The organism is Arthrobacter sp. MYb229 (genome assembly GCF_002975405.1).
Taxonomy (GTDB): Bacteria; Actinomycetota; Actinomycetes; order Actinomycetales; family Micrococcaceae; genus Glutamicibacter.
The window spans coordinates 1,324,654-1,341,541 of record NZ_PCPS01000001.1 but is presented as its reverse complement, the minus strand read 5'-3'; the positions used below and the strand labels follow the sequence as shown (position 1 = coordinate 1,341,541).

The window sequence follows — 16,888 nt, the reverse complement described above, 5'->3', positions numbered from 1 at the left end:
TCGATCGTCACATGGCGCACTCGATCGCAACTCGCCATTGGTTATATCAGCCATGGACCTTGGCCGAGCGCCGGGATCCATGAAGGCTCTTAACGAACAAGTTCCGGCACCCGCTGATGTGGGTAACGCACTCATTGGTATTCGTGGAGGATCTGAGATTTCCTTAGATCTTCGCCTCGAAGCTGTGCACGAGGGAATTTTGGTATCCGGCATTGCCACGGTGGAAATCGCTGGCGAATGTGGACGGTGCCTTGCGCCTATCGGGTTCAACTACGGGGCTGATATTCAGGAACTCTTCTACTATGAAGAGAGCGATGAATTCGAAGAAGATGATGATGTAGATCAGTATTGGGTTGTCGGTGACTATATTGACATCGATCCGGTATTGCGGAACGCAGTGGGCACAGCCCTACCGTTCCAGCCGGTATGCCGGGATAATTGTTTGGGCCTCTGCAATGAATGCGGAGTCAGCCTCAACGATGAACCTGAGCACCACCACGAGGTAGTAGATCCTCGTTGGGCAGCGCTTGCGCAGCTGTCCGAGGCCGCCACAGAAGATGTGGCAACAGATAAAACGTCAGACGAGAGAGAAGAGAAGTAGTCGTGGCTGTTCCAAAGCGGAAGATGTCCCGTGCGAATACTCGTGCCCGCCGTTCACAGTGGAAGGCTACCGCACCGAGCTTGGTGAAGACCGTTGAAAACGGCCGCGTAACCTACAGCCTGCCTCACCAGGCAAAGGTTGTCACTGACTCAGCAGGTACCGAGTTGTTCCTTGAATACAAGGGTCGCAAGGTCGCAGACGTCTAAGACATGTCTTCTAAAGAAGAACTTTTGAAGCGTCTCGGAATCGACATCGATTCCGAGACGCTTCATCTTTCGTTGACCCACCGTTCGTACTCATACGAAAACGGTGGCATACCCACTAATGAGCGCCTGGAGTTTCTTGGCGACTCCATCTTGGGCTTTAGCGTTGCAGAGCACCTCTATAAGACGTGCCCCGATCTCCCTGAAGGCGATCTAGCAAAGCTGCGTGCCGCAGTAGTCAGTACCCGCGCCTTGGCAGATATTGCCCGAGGCCTCGAACTTGGACAGCACATTCTCCTGGGCCGCGGCGAAAGCCAGTCCAACGGTGCTAACAAGTCTTCCATCCTCGCAGACACCGTAGAGGCCCTTATCGGTGCCGTCTATCTGGTGCACGGCATGGATGAAGCGCGTGACATGGTGATGCGCCTCGTCGGCCCGCTACTCTCCGACCCGCAACTGCTCGGTGCCGCCACCGACTGGAAGACCGTTATCCAAGAAGAAGTCGCCGCCGCCAAAAACGGTGAAATGCGCTACGCGGTCACCGGATCCGGCCCTGACCATGCTCGCTCATACGTAGCGGAACTGCTCATTGGCGATAAGCTGCACGGCAAAGGCACCGGTCCGTCGAAAAAGGAAGCCGAGCAAGAAGCCGCGCGGAACACTTGGAATATGCTTCACCCCGGTGAAGATCTCCCGAAACGCTAAGGCACGGATATGCCTGAGCTGCCAGAGGTAGAAGTTGTCCGTGAAGGACTAGATAAATGGGTTCGCTCGCGATTGATCGAATCTGCGCAGGTCTTGGACCCACGGTCCGTTCGGCGGCATGCCGACGGTGTGCGCGATTTCGAAGAAACCCTGGCCGGATGCACCCTGGCTTCGGTCGTACGTCGGGGCAAGTTTCTCTGGATGGACCTCGAAGGCCTTTCTGAGCCGGCAGCCTTAGTGGTGCATCTTGGAATGAGCGGTCAGCTCCTGGTCGAAGAGCCAGATGCGCCGGATGAAAAGCACCTGAAGGTCCGGTTGTCGCTCAGCGAACGCAGCGACGCACCATCCGAGCTGCGCTTCGTCGACCAGCGAATTTTTGGCGGGATGTTCCTGTCCCCGCTGGTGCCGACCGCGGATGGGCATCCAGGCGGTGCCGGTAGCGATAAACCGTGTATTGCACAAGCCGCCGCGCATATAGCCCGAGATGTCTTGGACCCCTACAGGGACACTAATTCGCTTTATCTTTCGCTGCGTAAACGCACCACCGATCTGAAGAGGGCGATTCTTGACCAGGGGGTGATCTCCGGGGTTGGAAATATCTACGCCGACGAGGCGCTTTGGCAGGCAGGACTATCCGGACTCCGCAACACCGCGACCATCAGGCGCCCAGAGGTCGAACGCCTGGACGCGGCACTCACCGATGTGATGTCCCGTGCGCTAGACGCCGGAGGAACCAGCTTCGACTCCCTATACGTCAATGTCAACGGCGCCAGTGGCTACTTTTCCCGGTCCCTGAACGCCTATGGACGCGAAGGCAAGGCTTGCCGACGCTGCGCCGGAAATGGGCGAGAATCGCTGATCCGCCGAGACCCTTTCATGGGACGCTCCTCGTACAGCTGTCCTGTATGCCAGCCGCGGCCTCGTATTGCTCGTCGGTAGTATCGATTCCTAAAGCTGTTGATTTTCGTAGCAATTATTCCCAAAATTGTTGATTTACTACAAAATACATGTTTCCACGTAGTATCCTGCGATTCTTCCTATTCATGCACCCCAGCGGGATACAAGGGGCACGAGTAGAAAGAAAGCGAGGTGCAAGGATGGGTTGTCCTATTCGCGCGGAATCAGGATTTGATAAGTGAGTTCGGATTTTTTCCAGCACCGTGGGCTGCCTGACTTGATGGTAACCTTATGCGCAAAATGATAGATTGATTAAATCACCCGAAACTTAACCATGATATTATGCCGCCAATATTATAGAGATCTCTCAGCTGTTGCCTGTTGAGATTTTCTTTAGAAAATAGTTCAATGACGTATTTCTCATTGAAAAAATTGAAAACTGACCTATCGGTAACATTGTCGTAGGCAGCCTTTAACAGCTGTTGCCCACTGGCTTTATTGAATAACTGCCAAAAATTTACGCCCATTTTATTTGATTGGTCAATGATTGCTTGGCGTTCCCTTGCTGTTACTTGTGGAGGTTCTGCTTTTAAATTCTTAAGAATTCCCAAAAATTCACTAGATTCACGATATCCCGGCGACTGCGCCGTTTCGAAGGTGATGGAATTATTGCCTGGTGAGAGATCACGTTGAACTGGTCGGCGCCGCATCGTCAGAAGCGAATCATTGAAGCGATCGTAGTCAAATTTATGTTCCAAGAGTGAGCGATCAAAAGTGTCCATAAGGTCAAATCCAATGACATTGCTAAACCGAACAGTCTGAGGCACTTTAGAAGCAAGTGCGAATCCTGCGACCGAGTATAAAGGATCAAACCTTGCGCCTATCCTGCTCCAGAGGAGTGAGTTCTGGCCAATGTGATACCTGTTTCTTCCGTAAGTGTAGTGGGCATCACCGATAAAATCGACATTCTCAAACCGATCATTTAGATGTCGGAATTGCTTTAGCAGCAGGTCTTCGAGACTTCTCAGGGCTTCGGAAGATATGTTGTTCAAATGGCTCTTGTCAATTTGAAGATAAGAGCCCCTGACTATGTCGTTGCTCAGTGCGCCCAATTCGTCCGCAATGGCTCGTTGCCCGTAAAAGGTACGAAGTACTTCTCCGTAACCGCCACCCAGGGCACTAACTGCGACTGAGCGTTCTCTTCCGATTGGGCCAGAACTTGTAATTCCACCGCTTGCGAAGAGCGGCCCGAGTAGCCGTTCTGCCATCAGGTTGGTTGGTGCTGGCGTGAGCCCGGCGCCATCAACGCGTCTCAATCCATAGTCAGAAGTTAAACTGTCAGCTACGAGACGGTCAGTCGTTCCTGCGGGACCGGAGCAGAAAAACGTCACTTCGGATGTTCTGCCAAGGGCGCGGATCGCAGACATGACTAGTCTTGAGTCAAACCCGCCTGTTACGTGACCAATCTTTTGATTTAACGGTGAATCTAGAATTGCATTTACTGAGGATAGAACATCTTCTTTGAGGCGTTGAAAAAGATCCGCATAAGACATTTCTAGCAGACTATCGAGGACACTGTAGTCGTTTACCCTCAGGCTACCTGATCGAATTACCAAGTATTGAAATGGCTTAATAGTATTTATATTTTTGAAGCTAGAATTTACTAGGCCCCCATTTCCGAAAATAATTCGCTCAACTTGAAATAGTGGATCTTTTTCTAGCGGTCTACCATTAGAAGAATAAAAATTAATTATTTCATTAATGTCGGTTGATACGACTATTGAACCTTGTTCTTTGGAGTAGAAGGCAAGCGCGCCACCCAGTGGATCCGGCAGGCAAGCCGACCATTCTTCCTCGTTATCTTGAACAAATAGTGCGCCCACGTTTCGCGCAGAGCGCGACCACCAGTCAGCAATTCTCTCTACTGACCACAATGCCAAGTCGACGGGTAAGATTTTCGCTAGCTCATCTAAGTTTGTCGCAACTCGTCCGTTCAGGACGATGCTACCGTCCAACCAGAACTTCCTGTGTCCCAGTTGTATGGATTCCAGACTTCCTGAAGAATTGGCTGGTTCCGGATAGGCGCCGTGGTGGGCGCTTTCTACGAGCAATGGTTTCAATGGTAAAGCAGTTTCCAAGATGTTTTCCTCCGAGGGGCGCCTAGTTTGATTTGTGTTGCGACTGGGAAGCATGGATTGATGACTTAATGGTAGTGAGAATATTCTCAAACTCCTCGTCCGTTGAATTATTCTCTAATTCTCGAAGTTTTAATTCTAGTATTTTCATAAAATCATCTGTTTTGTTGCCCGTGCGCTTTTGGGAATCGAAGCTATGGATTTCTTCTCCACTTGATTCGATTGAAGGGTTAATGGTCCAGTTCGGTGCTGAGCGAGCCAGATTACGTAGCCGATCAACGTAGACGCTCTTAGGTGGAACCACGTGCCCTTTTCCCCAATTGCCAACGACGAACTCGATATCCTCACGTCCGAGAGTATTTTTTTTGAAATGAGCGTAGTGATGTCGGGTGTAGTTACTGTCTTGAAGATTCTGAATGTAGAAAACTCGGTTGCCGCGAGGTACGGAATAAACCTTGGACTGATCGTAGGGGAGTGAGCGGATGACAGAAATAGTCTCCATGTCAGGGAAATTTACAGGTGTATACGATTGGGTCCGCTTGGGCGTGTTAAGCAGACTGATCCTTGGGTTCATGACTAATGCAGCTGAATTAGGGAAATGAGAACTGTAGTTTAATGCGGCAAAACCACCAGCGGACGAACCGAAAAACAGTAAACTTGAATTTGTTTCAGATCGAGCCATGGAAACGATTGATGGAATAAGTGTCTGTGAATCAATTTTTTGGGTTCCGAGGTGCCAAAAAGTTGGAAGGGCGTGGGGTCCACCACACGAAGGATCTGCGAATGCGAGAAAATTCAATCCCAACTCTTCTGCAATATGCCTGCTGGAAAATATCGGAAATGTTTCAGCTTTCGCCGGAACTGCGGCCGTGAAGGTGACCAACGTTGTGGCTGAATGTCGATCTTCGAATAGGAAGTCAAACCACTGGTCTTCTAGCTTGAGTGAGGTGAGACCTGTCTGGAGTGGCTGAGAAAGGAGAGAGCCAACGTCATGGAACTCGTGATACCCCAGACTAGTATATTTCGAGATGTCTCGTGAGCGATCGTACATCTGATCAGTATAAGCGGTAGGTGCAATGGCATGCCAAGCAAATCAGATTTGAGTAGGGGATCTGGAAACTGCGCGTTTGAAGGCACTTTTGGGACTGTGCAGAAATTAGCACTTCTTACACTAAGCATTCGTGTTTGAGAATAGCGCCCATCAGTGTTGTTGTTTCTACAATCAATCTAACGACTGTCTGCTGAATTTGTGGATGCGCGTGTCTATTGTTTTCTGGACGCGCAGAGTACGCGTTCGTTGTAAGGCGCCCATGCGTCCACGGCCCATTGCCCGAATGGTTTATCGGTCAAAGCCACGCAAGCAAGCCGATTCTCTGGATCAACCCACAGGAACGTACCTGATTGTCCGAAGTGTCCAAAGGTCGTTGCCGGGTGGCTTGGGCCGGTCCAGTGCGGATTCTTGGTGGAGCGGATTTCGAATCCCAAGCCCCAATCATTCGGATTCTGCCTTCCGTATCCGGGCAGGATGCCGGCCAGGTCTTCATAGTGGACGCTGGTCGCATCGGCCATGGTCTGCGGAGCCAGCAACGTTGGATTGAGCAATTCTGCTGCGAACAACGCAAGATCGGACGCGGTCGACCTGCCGTCCTTGGCGCAGCTTCCGGCAATCTCGGTATTTTCCATACCTAGGGGTGCAAAAACAGCCTCGCGAGCGTATTCCGACATCCTCATGCCAGTTTCGCGTTCCAGGTGCTCAGCCAAAACCTCAAACCCGGTGTTCGAATAGCCTCGTTTGGTTCCAACGGCAAAACGGATGGTGGTCGAGTCGAAGTCATAGCCGGCCGTGTGCGCCAGCAGATGGTGAACCGTGGAACCCTCCGGGCCCGCAGGATCTTCCAACGTCATTGCTTCTTCTTCAAGGGCGATGAGGAACGCGTAGGTGCTCAGAAGTTTCGTCACGGAGGCTAGAGGATATACCCGCTGAATGTCGCCGTGCTGGTCGGATATCGCACCATCTCTATTGACCACGACCGATACCGCGTTATCTGCCGGCCACTGTTCGATCTCGGCTAAGACGCTCATTATTTGACCAATCCCTCAATATTCGTTCTCGTGAAAGCGAGCGGGAAACACCCAATCGAGGCATCGCTTCGCTAGAATTACGAGCAAGGATTGGATAGATTTCCCTAGCCAACCATAGCGACACAACGCCAAACATAGGAACTTTACGCCGTGCATTTGAAGACTCTCACCGTTCGCGGATTCAAGTCTTTTGCCTCGGCGACCACCTTTGAATTCGAGCCCGGCGTCACCGCCGTGGTCGGCCCCAACGGTTCAGGCAAGTCCAATGTGGTCGATGCGCTGGCTTGGGTGATGGGGGAGCAAGGGGCCAAGACCCTGCGTGGCGGCAAGATGGAAGACGTCATCTTCGCAGGCACCTCCGGCCGTGCCCCATTGGGCCGTGCCCATGTGTCGCTGACCATCGATAACGCCGACGGCAAGCTTCCCATCGATTATGCGGAAGTCACCATTTCACGGACCCTCTTTCGCGCCGGCGGATCCGAATATGCCATCAATGGCTCGTCGTGCAGATTGCTGGATATCCAAGAACTGCTCTCGGACTCCGGTCTGGGCCGCGAAATGCACGTCATTGTCGGCCAGGGCCAGCTGGATAGAATCTTGCACGCCACGGCAGAAGACCGCCGCGGATTCATCGAAGAAGCCGCGGGCGTGCTCAAGCACCGCAGGCGCAAGGAGAAAACCCTGCGCAAGCTCCAGGGCATGCAGGGCAACCTGGACCGTCTTGAGGATCTGAATTCGGAGGTACGCCGGCAGCTGGCGCCGCTGGGACGCCAAGCAAAAATTGCGCGCCGCGCGCAGAGCGTGCAGCTCGATGTGCGTGATGCCAAAGCCAGGCTTCTCGCCGATGACCTGGTCTCGCTGAATAACAAGTTGGCTCAGGACATTGACGACGAGACCAAGATCCAAGCTCGCCAGCAAGAAACCACCCTCAAGCTGGAACATGTGAAGAAGCATGTGGCCAAGCTGGCCGGCGAAATGGAACTACTGGCGCCACGGCTCGGCCTGATCAACGATTCATGGGTGGCATTGACTACCCAGTCCGAGCGTTTCCGCTCCCTGGCCGCCTTGGCACGTGAACGCGGGAAGCTGCTGGAAGGCAACCAGGCGCACTTCGATTCAAGCCGCGACCCGGACCGGCTGGAATCCCAAGCAGAGCGCTTAGCCGAAGAGCTGGCAGAGCTCGAGGAATCGGTCGAAGACCGGCACGAAATCCTGGCCGAGGCAATCGAAGCCAAAGAACTGGCCGAGGAGCAGTCGCGGGCCGAACAACAGCGGATGGCCGCGCTGCTGCGCGCGGCCGCCGACCGCCGCGAAGGCATGTCGCGCCTGGCATCCCAGGTTGCCTCGGCGCGCAGCCGTGTGGATGTCACGCGGGCAGAGATTGCGCGCCTGGAAGACGGGTTGCGTTCCTTTGACGCGGATCTCGAAGCGGACGCGAAGTCGCACGCCGAGCTGTCGGTGGAACTAGAGCATCGCCTTGCCAAGGAATCCGCGTTGAACGACGAATTCGACCGTGCGGAAAAGGAATACTCCCAGCACACCAAGGCACAGTCGGAAGCCGCCACGCAGGAACGGGCACTGTCGGTGCAGATCTCCGGACTGAAAGCCCGCCTTGACGCGTTGCAGCTCAACACCAAACGCGATGATCATTCCGAAAGAATCATCCAGCAGGCGCCAGAGGCGATCTTGGGTCGCCTCGGCGAGCTTATTTCGGTCACTCCCGGATATGAGCAGGCAATTTCTGCCATCCTGCGTGAGTCGGCAGAATCCTTGGTCACTCGGGATCAAGAGTCGGCGCTGCAACTGCTTGAGGCCATCGGCTCGGACGAAACCACGCATGCGAGCTTTGTCCATGCCTCGGCAACTCATACAAGCATCCAAACGCCGCCTTCTGCCGCGATCGCCGCCAGGGACGTCGTCGCTGCGGGACCGGAGATCGGCAATCTCCTGGACGCGCTGTTTACGCACCACTACGTCGTGGAGGATCTCACCGAAGCCGCAGCACTTCTGCATATCGACCCACGCGCTCAGCTCACCACCCTGGAGGGCACCACGGTCTCCGCATTGCGAAGCTCCGTCGGGGACTCGGCCGGAGCATCGCTGATCGCCCAACAGGCCCTGGTGGAGCAGACGGCCTCCGAACTGGCCACCGCCCAGCGTGAGCTGGAAGCCTGCGAAGCCAGCCTGGCGGCCCGGGCCCCGGTGCTCTCCGAGGCGCAACTGGCTTATGAGGACGCCCAAGGTGCGCTGGCCGAGTCGGATGCCAGCATCGATGAGATCTCCAGCTACCTGGCCAAGCTGGGGCAGAAGCTTCGCACCGCGCGCACCGATAAAGACACCTTGCACGAGCGGGTTCTGGCGACCCGGGAAAAGCTTGAACTCGAGCAAGAGTCCTTGGAAGAGATCACCGAACGCATGGATAGGGCTTCCGAAGACGAAGAGGAAGACGCCGTAGATGATGCCGGGCGGGCGGCCTTGGCAGATGCCGCCTCCTCGGCCCGCCAGCGCGAACTTGAAGCTCGCCTCGCCCTGCGCAGCAGTGAGGAACGCGTCAGCGCCCTGCGCTCGCGCGTAGAGGGGCTGCGCCGGACCGCCGCAGCCGAGCGGACCCACCGCGAGGTGGCCGCCCGCCGAGCCGAGGAACGCCGGGCGCAAGCGGCCAACGCGCAACGCGTAGCGCAAGCCGCCGAACGCGTCTTGCAGTTCATCGAGGTTTCGGTGGGCCTGGCGGCCCAGGAACGCGAAGAGCTGACCGGCAAGCAGCATGATCTGGACCAGCTGCTTTCCAGCCAGCGGGTCGAAGCCGAGCAATTGACCGCGGAACTCGCCCGCCTTTCCGATGCGGTGCACCGCGACGAAATGGCGCGTGCCGAACTGCGCATGCGCATCGAGGCCTTGGAGAGCAAGTCCTTGGAAGATCTGGGGCTCTCCCCGGATCACCTGATCGCCAACTTCGGCCCGGACCAGCTGATTCCCGAAGAAGCGGACCCCGATGACAAATGGGCCGAGCTTCGCCAAAACGTGGATGAAGAAGGCAACCTCCTGGGGACCAAGCCCTTTGACCGCGCGGAGCAGGAAAAACGGCTGAAAAAGGCCGTGCGCGACCTCGCCGCCCTGGGCAAGGTCAACCCGCTGGCACTGGAGGAATTTGCGGCCCTTGAAGAGCGGCATAAATTCCTCAGCGGACAGCTGGAGGATCTGAAGAAGTCGCGAAGCGATCTACAGCAGATCATCAAGGATGTAGACGCACACGTGGAACGCGTCTTCACCGAGGCCTATGACGACACCGCGGTGCAGTTCAAAAGAATCTTCGAACGCCTTTTCCCCGGGGGAGAGGGCCAGCTGGTGCTCACCGATCCGGAGAACATGCTCACCACCGGCATCGAGGTCGAGGCGCGACCCGCAGGCAAGAAGATCAAGCGGCTCTCCCTACTCTCCGGCGGCGAACGCTCGCTGACCGCCGTTGCGCTGCTGGTGGCGATCTTCAAGGCCCGCCCCTCGCCCTTCTATGTGATGGACGAGGTTGAGGCCGCACTCGATGACGTGAATCTGGGGCGCCTGATCACCGTCTTCGAGGAGCTCCGGGAAGCTTCACAGCTCATCGTCATCACGCACCAGAAGAAGACCATGGAAGTTGCCGACGCGCTCTACGGGGTGACCATGCGCGGGGACGGTGTCTCCACGGTGATCAGCCAGAAGATGGCTCGGTCCCAGCCCGTTTAGCATCTATTTCACGTCTGTCGATATACTGGTCATAGGCCATCTGGTCGAATTCAGTGACAAATGATTATGCGGGTGTTCCATGGCATTGTTCAGTAATCGCAAACGGGACAAAACCGTTGTTCCTCCGGCTGCGGACGATTCGAAAAACGCTGGCCTGGAAGCACAATCCGGCACGGCGCCGCTGATCAGCGTGATCATCCCGGTCTACAACTCGATGCCCTACCTCACCGAGCTGCTGAATTCGCTGGAGACCCAAGATCTGGCAGCCGAGAAGTTCGAAGTTATCGCCGTGAACGACGGATCCACGGACTTCGGTGATGAAATTCTTGATATCTACGCCAAGCGGAACGCCAACTTCCGGATCATCCATCAGGAAAACAGCGGCTGGCCCGGCAAACCGCGAAACGTCGGCATCGACCATGCCAGGGGCGACTACGTCTTCTTCTGCGACGCCGATGACCGCTTGGGTTCCGAAGCACTGCGGCGGATGACCAGCTACGCCACCACCCATGACCTCGACATCCTCATACCGCGGATGGTCGGAATCGGCGGGCGCCGTGTCCAGCAAGGATTCTTCGCCAAGACGCGCCCGGAGATCTCCCTCGAATTCGTGCTGGCCTCTTTGTCCCCGCAGAAGATGATTCGCCGCCGGCTCATCGAGCAGCACCAGATACGCTTCCGCGAAGACAAGGTGCGCCTAGAGGACGGCATGGCGATGGTCCAGGCCTATGTGGCGGCCGAACGCATCAGCATCCTCGCCGACTACGACTACTACGAGATTCGGCTGCGCTCCGATGGGCAGAATATCAGCGTAGGGAAAATCGACCCGGCCGGCTACGTCGCTTCGCTCAGCCACATCGCCCGGACCGTACGCAACCACACCCAGCAGGATGCCGCCTATACCCGGCGCCTGATGGCAGGACTATTCACGCGCAAGGCCCTGTCCTTCTACGAAGGTCGGCGCTTTATGAAATACACGCCCGAGGCACGCCAAGCCTGGGTGGATCATCACCGGAAATACCTCGACGAGTTCATCGCCACCGACCGCGAGACGGTATTCAATCCTGCCCGGCTGGTCAAGGTCGAGCTCATCGCCCGCGGAGACCTGGCAGCTCTGGAACGCCTGGCCACCGGCGAAATCGAGGCCACCGCCAACCCCGTGGTGGAGAAGATCCGCGCCGCCGATTCCACTCTCGAGGTCGTGTTGACCTCACCGGCCGGAGCACCGGTGCCCAAGGCCCTGCTGTTCGAAGACCGCGAGTCAAAAACTACCGTGAACGCCGAACTGGTAGCGACCGCTTCCCATACGTACGTCGCGAAGTTCGCGCACCACGCGCTGATAGCGCAGATCCCGCGCCTGGGCAATGCACTTGTCCACTACTCCGAGACGGACCGCCGCCGGATCAGCCTCCCGGAGGAAGCCGGAGAAGTGGTTCACGGGGGCGTGCGGGTCTACCGCACCGCCTACGGTTATTTGAGCGTGGATACACGAAAGGCCCAGCGGGGCTAACGCCCGCCGAGCCTCTCGGTACTACCTGGCTAAAATGGTCAGCAGATATTCTGCTGGCCATTTTTCTTATAGGCCACGGTCTCGTCCAGCACCACCGGGCCGCCGAGCAAGACATTGGTCCAGCCCTTCATGGACCGCATGGCGCTGGCCACGGAAGAGGGCATGCAGCTCTTCTTGGTCAGCAACAAGGGCGCATCATTGTAAGAAGCAATCACGGCACCGGTGAGCCCGTCCCGGAAATCGTCGGCCGTGGCCACAAACTGGCGCTGTGAACCCTTAGGCCAGAAGGTCTTGGCAATCAGCGCACTCGTGTCATAGCGCGTAGCACCTTCGTAGCGAATCACCTTCGCGTTGGGAACCGCATTGCGTACCTGGCGTTCGGCCTTCGCGGAGATGGCGAGCGGGCCGCCGGCCAGATACACGCGCGTTGGCTTCAGGCGCTTGAGTTCGCGAATGGTTGCCGCCGGAACCGAGGCTTTCTTGGTCAGCAGCATCGGGGCCTCGCGTCCGGAGGCCACGGCTGCCAGCGACATCGCGTCTTCGAATCGCTCGCCGGTGGCCAGGAACACCTGGTTGGAGCTCTTCCAATTCTTGGAAATCAAGGCGCTGGTGTCGTAGAGGTCGTTGCCCCAAATTCGGGTCACCGGGCCGTAGGCTTTAATCTTCTTGACGGTACTCTCGCTGATGGCAATCGGACCGCCCAAGACGACGATGTTCTTTGGCTTCAACCGCTTCAGTTCGGCGGCCACGGAAGAGGGCAAGGAATTCTTCTGCGTCAAGAGCAGCGGCGCATTTTTCAACGAGGCAAGGGGCGAACCGGCGAGGGCGTCGGGGAAGCGTTCGCCGGAGGTGATCACCACGGTGGATGCCGAGGACGGGAAGGTGCGCTTGGAAATCGCCACCGGGGTATCGAACCAGCGGTGCCCGTAGAGGCGTACGGGCTCCAGCCGGGTAGGCCACACATCCGCATTGCCAAGATATGAGGTCACCATCCGGTAAGGGGTGCTGCGCGTGTTCTTGGCGAAGTCACGCAGCGAGGTGAGGTCCCCGTTCCACACATTGGCATCCACATTCTTTGCGCTGCCAATGAGGTTCGAATTCGATGAATACTGCCACACGCTGAAGGTCTTCCATCCTTCGGGAAGCTCACGTGGGTTCTTGGGAACGTTTGCGGTGGGGAAGACTGAAACATGCAGCGGCCAGGACTTGAAGACCTCGGAATCGCCGGTGCACTTATCCCACCAGGACTGGGCGGTGTAGATCATCGGCAGGCGTCCGGTGCTAGCCTTGATGGTGCTGCCAAAGCTCTTGATCCAGTTCACCGTCTGGGCCGGAGACATGCCGTAGCAGACATCGCCCTTGCCCTGCGGGTAGGCCTTGGCCGAGTATGGGTTCCATTCGATGTCCAGCAGCGGTGGCATGGTCTTGCCATCGGCTGACCATCCGCCACCATTGGCCAGGAACTCTTTTGCTTGCGCGGCACCCGAAGAGTGGGCGGGCATGGCGAAGTGGTACGCGCCGCGGATGACTCCTGCGTTGCGCGAAGCGGCGTAGTTCGCTTTGAACCTTGGATCTTTGAAGAGGGTGGAAGGCCATGACTGGGTGGCCTTGATGTAGCCGAAGCGCGCACCATTCTTATAGGCCTGCGTCCAGTCGACGGTCCCTTGGTGGTGGGAGACGTCGATTCCCAATGTCCCCGGCGGGCGCCAGGTGCGCAGTTCTTCGAGCGACCCCGGCACCGCGAGGTCCAGCTCTTCCTTCTGCCCGGTATCGTCGGCCACCTCTTGCGCGAGGTCTGCGAGCTCTGCCAGCGTCGGAGCGGTTGGATCCCCGGACTCATCGATTCGCTTCTGGCCTTGGCCCATGGTCGCGTCGATGAAATCTTCGCCGAGGGCATCCAGGGCCAGGTCGGCCAGCGAAATACGTTCCTCCGCCGAAAGATCGGTGCGCTTGGCTAGCCCGTCTTCAATGGCCTTGGCTGCAGACCCGGCAAAGCTAGGGGTGCTTGCTGGCGCGGAAGGTTCGGGGGTATCCGGCTCTGCGGAGCCGCCCGGTGATGGCGTGGGGGAGGGCGAAGCGCTAGGGGCGGTTTCTTCGGCGGGTTGAGCCACGGCTGGTGCTGTGGCGGCCAGCGGCAAAACTAATGCCGCCCCCAGGGATAGCGCAAGCAGGCGTGTGCCTGCCCAACGGTGTTCAGGCATAAAATCTCCTGTAGGGAATGCGAGTGTGTCAGCGGTGATTCCCCACAGTCTATAAAACCGACAAACGAAAGTCGCCCTGTTCCGCGTGCGGGTCCGGGAGACTTCAGTTATTTGCCTTGGTTTGCGTTCTCCGCGTCAACGGCAACCGGGCGAATGGTTTTGGGGACCAGCAACCACGCGACCACGCCGACGAGGCAAGCGGCCCCCGAAGCGCTCAAGGCCACCTGATAGCTGATGGCATCCGCCATGGCCCCGGCGATCAGCGGGCCGATAATCGCCCCAAGGTCCGTGAACATCTGGAATCCGGCCAGCGCCTTGCCGCCGTTGCGTCCCGAGCCAATGACATCTGCCACGGCCGCCTGCTGGGCTGGGCCCAAGATGCCGCCGCCGAAACCAGCCAAGACCGAGAGGATGATGAACCCGGTCAGCGAGGTGAAGTAGCCCATGGCCACAATGGAGCCGAGCAGTACCGTCATACCGACCAGGATCGGGATTTTTCGTCCGATTCGATCCGTGAGCTTGCCCGAGAAGATCAGCGCGATTCCGTTGCCGACGGCGAAGATGGCCAGCGAGATGCCGGCGACCTTCGGGCCGAGGTCCTCGCCGAAGACCGCCAGCGCGAAGAGCGGAATCATGCTGGTGCGAATGCCAAAAGCCAGCCATCCATAGCTGAAGCCCGAGGCCAGGGCCGCCCGGTAGGCCGGTGAACTCAAGGCTTCGCGGGTGGTGACCACCTCCACCGCGGAGGCGGCGCCGTTCTTTGCCGGGTCCTTGTCCAGGTCACGCCGGCGTCCCAGCGCGAAATAGACGACGGCCGCGGCGATCACCAGGGCGGTGCCGTAGATGACGAAGGGGATGCGCATGCCAAAGGGTGCCAAGAGGCTGCCCAGCACCGGGCCGATCACGTTGCCGAGCAAGAAGGAACCGGCATACATGCCCGAGATCCGGCCGCGCGATTCCTGCGGTGCCAGACGGGCAATGAGCGCCATGGCCGAGATGGTGAACATGGTGGAGCCGAAGCCGCCGAGCCCGCGCGCGATCAGCAGCTGCGTGTAATCCTGGACCACCGCGCACAGCAGCGTGGAGACCGCAACCAGCAGCACGCCGGTGACATAGATGCGCGGTTCGCCCAGCTTGCCCACCAGCACGCCCGCGACCGGGGCGAAGATCAGCCGGGTAAAGGCAAAGATGCTGACGATCACGCTGGCGGCGGCTGCGCCGACATCAAAGCTCACCGCATACTGCGGCAAGATCGGTGCAATGAGCCCGAAGCCCAAGGCAATGATGAAGGCTGCGACCAAGAGGATCCCGATTTCACGGGGGATGGGCGGACGTGGCTTAGACGAACGTTGACGTGGCATGGTGACCGGTTCCAAACTGTCATCGCGACAGCGTGGCGAGACCTTTCTTGAGGACAATGAAAACTGCTGGCGGTAAGGCCACAGCAAGTCTATGCCGTCTTGGCGAGCCGGCGTTCAACTGGTGACCGAAGACTCGTGCGGGTCCTAAGAGCATCGGCTTGGCAAGACTATGAGAGAATTTCACTCGTGACCGATCAGCTATTATTTACCATTATCATTGTCGCGGTCATCGCCGTGGTGGCCATTGGTGTCATCGCGTTCGTGGCCAAGGGGCGCAAGCCCAAGACTCCGTACACTTCCGAGCGCGACGCAGACGATACGCCAACCAGCGCGTCCCCAGCCGAGCCAGGCGATACCCCGGCAGAGGGGCAGAGCCCAGCTGGCGCAGTCCTGACCGAAGAACCTCCCGTTGCGCCGGCGGCTCCCGCCGCCCCGGCACTGGATGTTCCGGAGCCGGTGCAGGGACGTCTGGCGCGCTTGCGCGCTCGCCTGACCAAGTCGAACAACATGTTCTCCAAGGGCCTGCTGGCCCTGCTCAGCCAGGACTCGATTGATGAGGACGTCTGGGAAGAGATTGAAGAGACCCTGCTGCTGGCGGACCTGGGCACCGAACCAGCCCTCGAACTCGTGGACGCCTTGCGCGAGCGAGTGAAGGTTGAAGGCAGCCGCGACCCGCAGCGGGTGAAGGCAATGCTCCGTGAAGAGCTGCTCAAGCTGGTGGACCCCACTCTGGACCGCAGCTACCTGCCTGCCCCGCATCCGGACCGTCCAAGCATCATCATGGTGGTTGGCGTCAACGGTGTCGGCAAGACGACCACCATCGGCAAGCTCGCCCGCGTGCTGGTTGCCGAGGACAAGGACGTTCTGCTCGGAGCGGCGGATACCTTCCGTGCCGCAGCCGCCGAGCAGCTGGCTACCTGGGGTGACCGGGTGGGCGTGCCCACCGTGCGTTCGCAGATCGACGGCGCGGATCCGGCATCCGTAGCCTTCGAAGCGGTCTCGGCCGGCATCGACCAGGAAGTCGACATCGTCATGATCGACACCGCCGGGCGCCTGCAGAACAAGGTCGGCCTGATGGACGAGCTTGGCAAGATCAAGCGCGTGGTCGAAAAGAAGGCAACCATCGATGAGGTGCTGCTCGTCTTGGACGCGACTACCGGTCAGAACGGCTTGGCCCAGGCCAAGGTGTTCTCCGAGGTCGTCAACGTCAACGGCATCGTGCTGACCAAGCTTGACGGCACCGCCAAGGGCGGCATCGTCGTGGCCATCCAGCGTCAGCTCGGTGTTCCGGTGAAGCTCGTGGGTCTGGGTGAGGGCCCGGATGATCTGGCGCCCTTTGATCCAGAAGCATTCGTGGACGCATTGCTCGAAGACTGATCTTCGAACGCCGGCAAAAGGCACCTGGCCCTGTACTTAGGTACGGCGCCAGGTGCCTTCTGCATTAACCAGCTTTGGCCTCTTCAATATGAA

Annotated in this window: 12 protein-coding genes; 7 read left to right on the top strand and 5 right to left on the bottom strand. The window is 57.9% G+C overall.

Going from position 1 to position 16,888, the window contains the following annotated elements; all coding sequences use genetic code 11:
• The first annotated feature begins 37 nt into the window (after positions 1 to 37).
• From CQ019_RS06260 to mutM, 4 genes are read left to right on the top strand one after another with little or no spacing between them, the layout of a single operon-like run.
• Positions 38 to 601, top strand: a complete 564-nt coding sequence (locus CQ019_RS06260; protein ID WP_374954785.1) for a DUF177 domain-containing protein — start codon at positions 38 to 40, stop codon at positions 599 to 601.
• A 2-nt stretch (positions 602 to 603) separates the two neighbouring features.
• On the top strand, positions 604 to 807 hold the full coding sequence (gene rpmF / locus CQ019_RS06255) for a 50S ribosomal protein L32 (RefSeq protein ID WP_060701450.1): 204 nt from the start codon (positions 604 to 606) through the stop codon (positions 805 to 807).
• A 3-nt stretch (positions 808 to 810) separates the two neighbouring features.
• Positions 811 to 1,509, top strand: a complete 699-nt coding sequence (gene rnc, locus CQ019_RS06250; protein ID WP_105569194.1) for a ribonuclease III — start codon at positions 811 to 813, stop codon at positions 1,507 to 1,509.
• 9 nt (positions 1,510 to 1,518) lie between these two features.
• Positions 1,519 to 2,448: a bifunctional DNA-formamidopyrimidine glycosylase/DNA-(apurinic or apyrimidinic site) lyase gene (gene mutM, locus CQ019_RS06245; protein WP_105569193.1), complete on the top strand. Its 930-nt coding sequence runs from the start codon at positions 1,519 to 1,521 to the stop codon at positions 2,446 to 2,448.
• A 275-nt stretch (positions 2,449 to 2,723) separates the two neighbouring features.
• Here mutM and CQ019_RS18235 read toward each other — a convergent pair whose 3' ends face one another.
• The 3 genes from CQ019_RS18235 to CQ019_RS06235 all read right to left on the bottom strand — a co-directional run bounded on the left by CQ019_RS18235 (position 2,724) and on the right by CQ019_RS06235 (position 6,623).
• A complete protein-coding gene (locus CQ019_RS18235; RefSeq protein ID WP_146113336.1) occupies positions 2,724 to 4,544 on the bottom strand; it encodes a hypothetical protein in 1,821 nt (606 codons plus the stop codon).
• 22 nt (positions 4,545 to 4,566) lie between these two features.
• Complete coding sequence (locus tag CQ019_RS18230; protein ID WP_146113335.1) at positions 4,567 to 5,592, bottom strand: hypothetical protein; 1,026 nt, start codon at positions 5,590 to 5,592, stop codon at positions 4,567 to 4,569.
• 212 nt (positions 5,593 to 5,804) lie between these two features.
• On the bottom strand, positions 5,805 to 6,623 hold the full coding sequence (locus CQ019_RS06235; RefSeq protein ID WP_105569191.1) for a serine hydrolase: 819 nt from the start codon (positions 6,621 to 6,623) through the stop codon (positions 5,805 to 5,807).
• 150 nt (positions 6,624 to 6,773) lie between these two features.
• Here CQ019_RS06235 and smc point away from each other — a divergent pair, with 150 nt between their 5' ends.
• Both smc and CQ019_RS06225 read left to right on the top strand, forming a co-directional pair.
• Entirely contained in the window at positions 6,774 to 10,346 is a 3,573-nt protein-coding gene (gene smc, locus CQ019_RS06230; RefSeq protein WP_105569190.1) for a chromosome segregation protein SMC, read from the top strand.
• Positions 10,347 to 10,425: 79 nt separating this feature from the next.
• Positions 10,426 to 11,856, top strand: a complete 1,431-nt coding sequence (locus tag CQ019_RS06225; RefSeq protein WP_105569189.1) for a glycosyltransferase — start codon at positions 10,426 to 10,428, stop codon at positions 11,854 to 11,856.
• Between the two features lie 38 nt (positions 11,857 to 11,894).
• Here the strand turns inward: CQ019_RS06225 and CQ019_RS06220 are convergent, their stop codons facing one another.
• Together CQ019_RS06220 and CQ019_RS06215 are read right to left on the bottom strand one after the other, a co-directional pair.
• Positions 11,895 to 14,057 carry a cell wall-binding repeat-containing protein gene (locus tag CQ019_RS06220; RefSeq protein WP_105569188.1) on the bottom strand — a complete coding sequence of 721 codons (2,163 nt, stop codon included), beginning with the start codon at positions 14,055 to 14,057 and terminating at the stop codon, positions 11,895 to 11,897.
• A 107-nt stretch (positions 14,058 to 14,164) separates the two neighbouring features.
• Positions 14,165 to 15,418 (bottom strand): MFS transporter, encoded by a 1,254-nt coding sequence (locus CQ019_RS06215; RefSeq protein ID WP_181148275.1) that lies wholly within the window; start codon positions 15,416 to 15,418, stop codon positions 14,165 to 14,167.
• Between the two features lie 186 nt (positions 15,419 to 15,604).
• Here CQ019_RS06215 and ftsY point away from each other — a divergent pair, with 186 nt between their 5' ends.
• Complete coding sequence (ftsY, locus tag CQ019_RS06210) at positions 15,605 to 16,795, top strand: signal recognition particle-docking protein FtsY (protein ID WP_105569187.1); 1,191 nt, start codon at positions 15,605 to 15,607, stop codon at positions 16,793 to 16,795.
• The last annotated feature ends 93 nt before the right edge of the window (positions 16,796 to 16,888 follow it).

What these genes read in the sequence shown, in the direction of transcription:
- rnc (WP_105569194.1), top strand. Translation starts at nt 811, where the DNA reads ATGTCTTCTAAAGAAGAACTTTTGAAGCGTCTCGGAATCGACATCGAT.
- mutM (WP_105569193.1), top strand. Translation starts at nt 1,519, where the DNA reads ATGCCTGAGCTGCCAGAGGTAGAAGTTGTCCGTGAAGGACTAGATAAA.
- CQ019_RS18230 (WP_146113335.1), bottom strand. Translation starts at nt 5,592, where the DNA reads ATGTACGATCGCTCACGAGACATCTCGAAATATACTAGTCTGGGGTAT.
- CQ019_RS06235 (WP_105569191.1), bottom strand. Translation starts at nt 6,623, where the DNA reads ATGAGCGTCTTAGCCGAGATCGAACAGTGGCCGGCAGATAACGCGGTA.
- CQ019_RS06225 (WP_105569189.1), top strand. Translation starts at nt 10,426, where the DNA reads ATGGCATTGTTCAGTAATCGCAAACGGGACAAAACCGTTGTTCCTCCG.
- CQ019_RS06220 (WP_105569188.1), bottom strand. Translation starts at nt 14,057, where the DNA reads ATGCCTGAACACCGTTGGGCAGGCACACGCCTGCTTGCGCTATCCCTG.
- CQ019_RS06215 (WP_181148275.1), bottom strand. Translation starts at nt 15,418, where the DNA reads ATGCCACGTCAACGTTCGTCTAAGCCACGTCCGCCCATCCCCCGTGAA.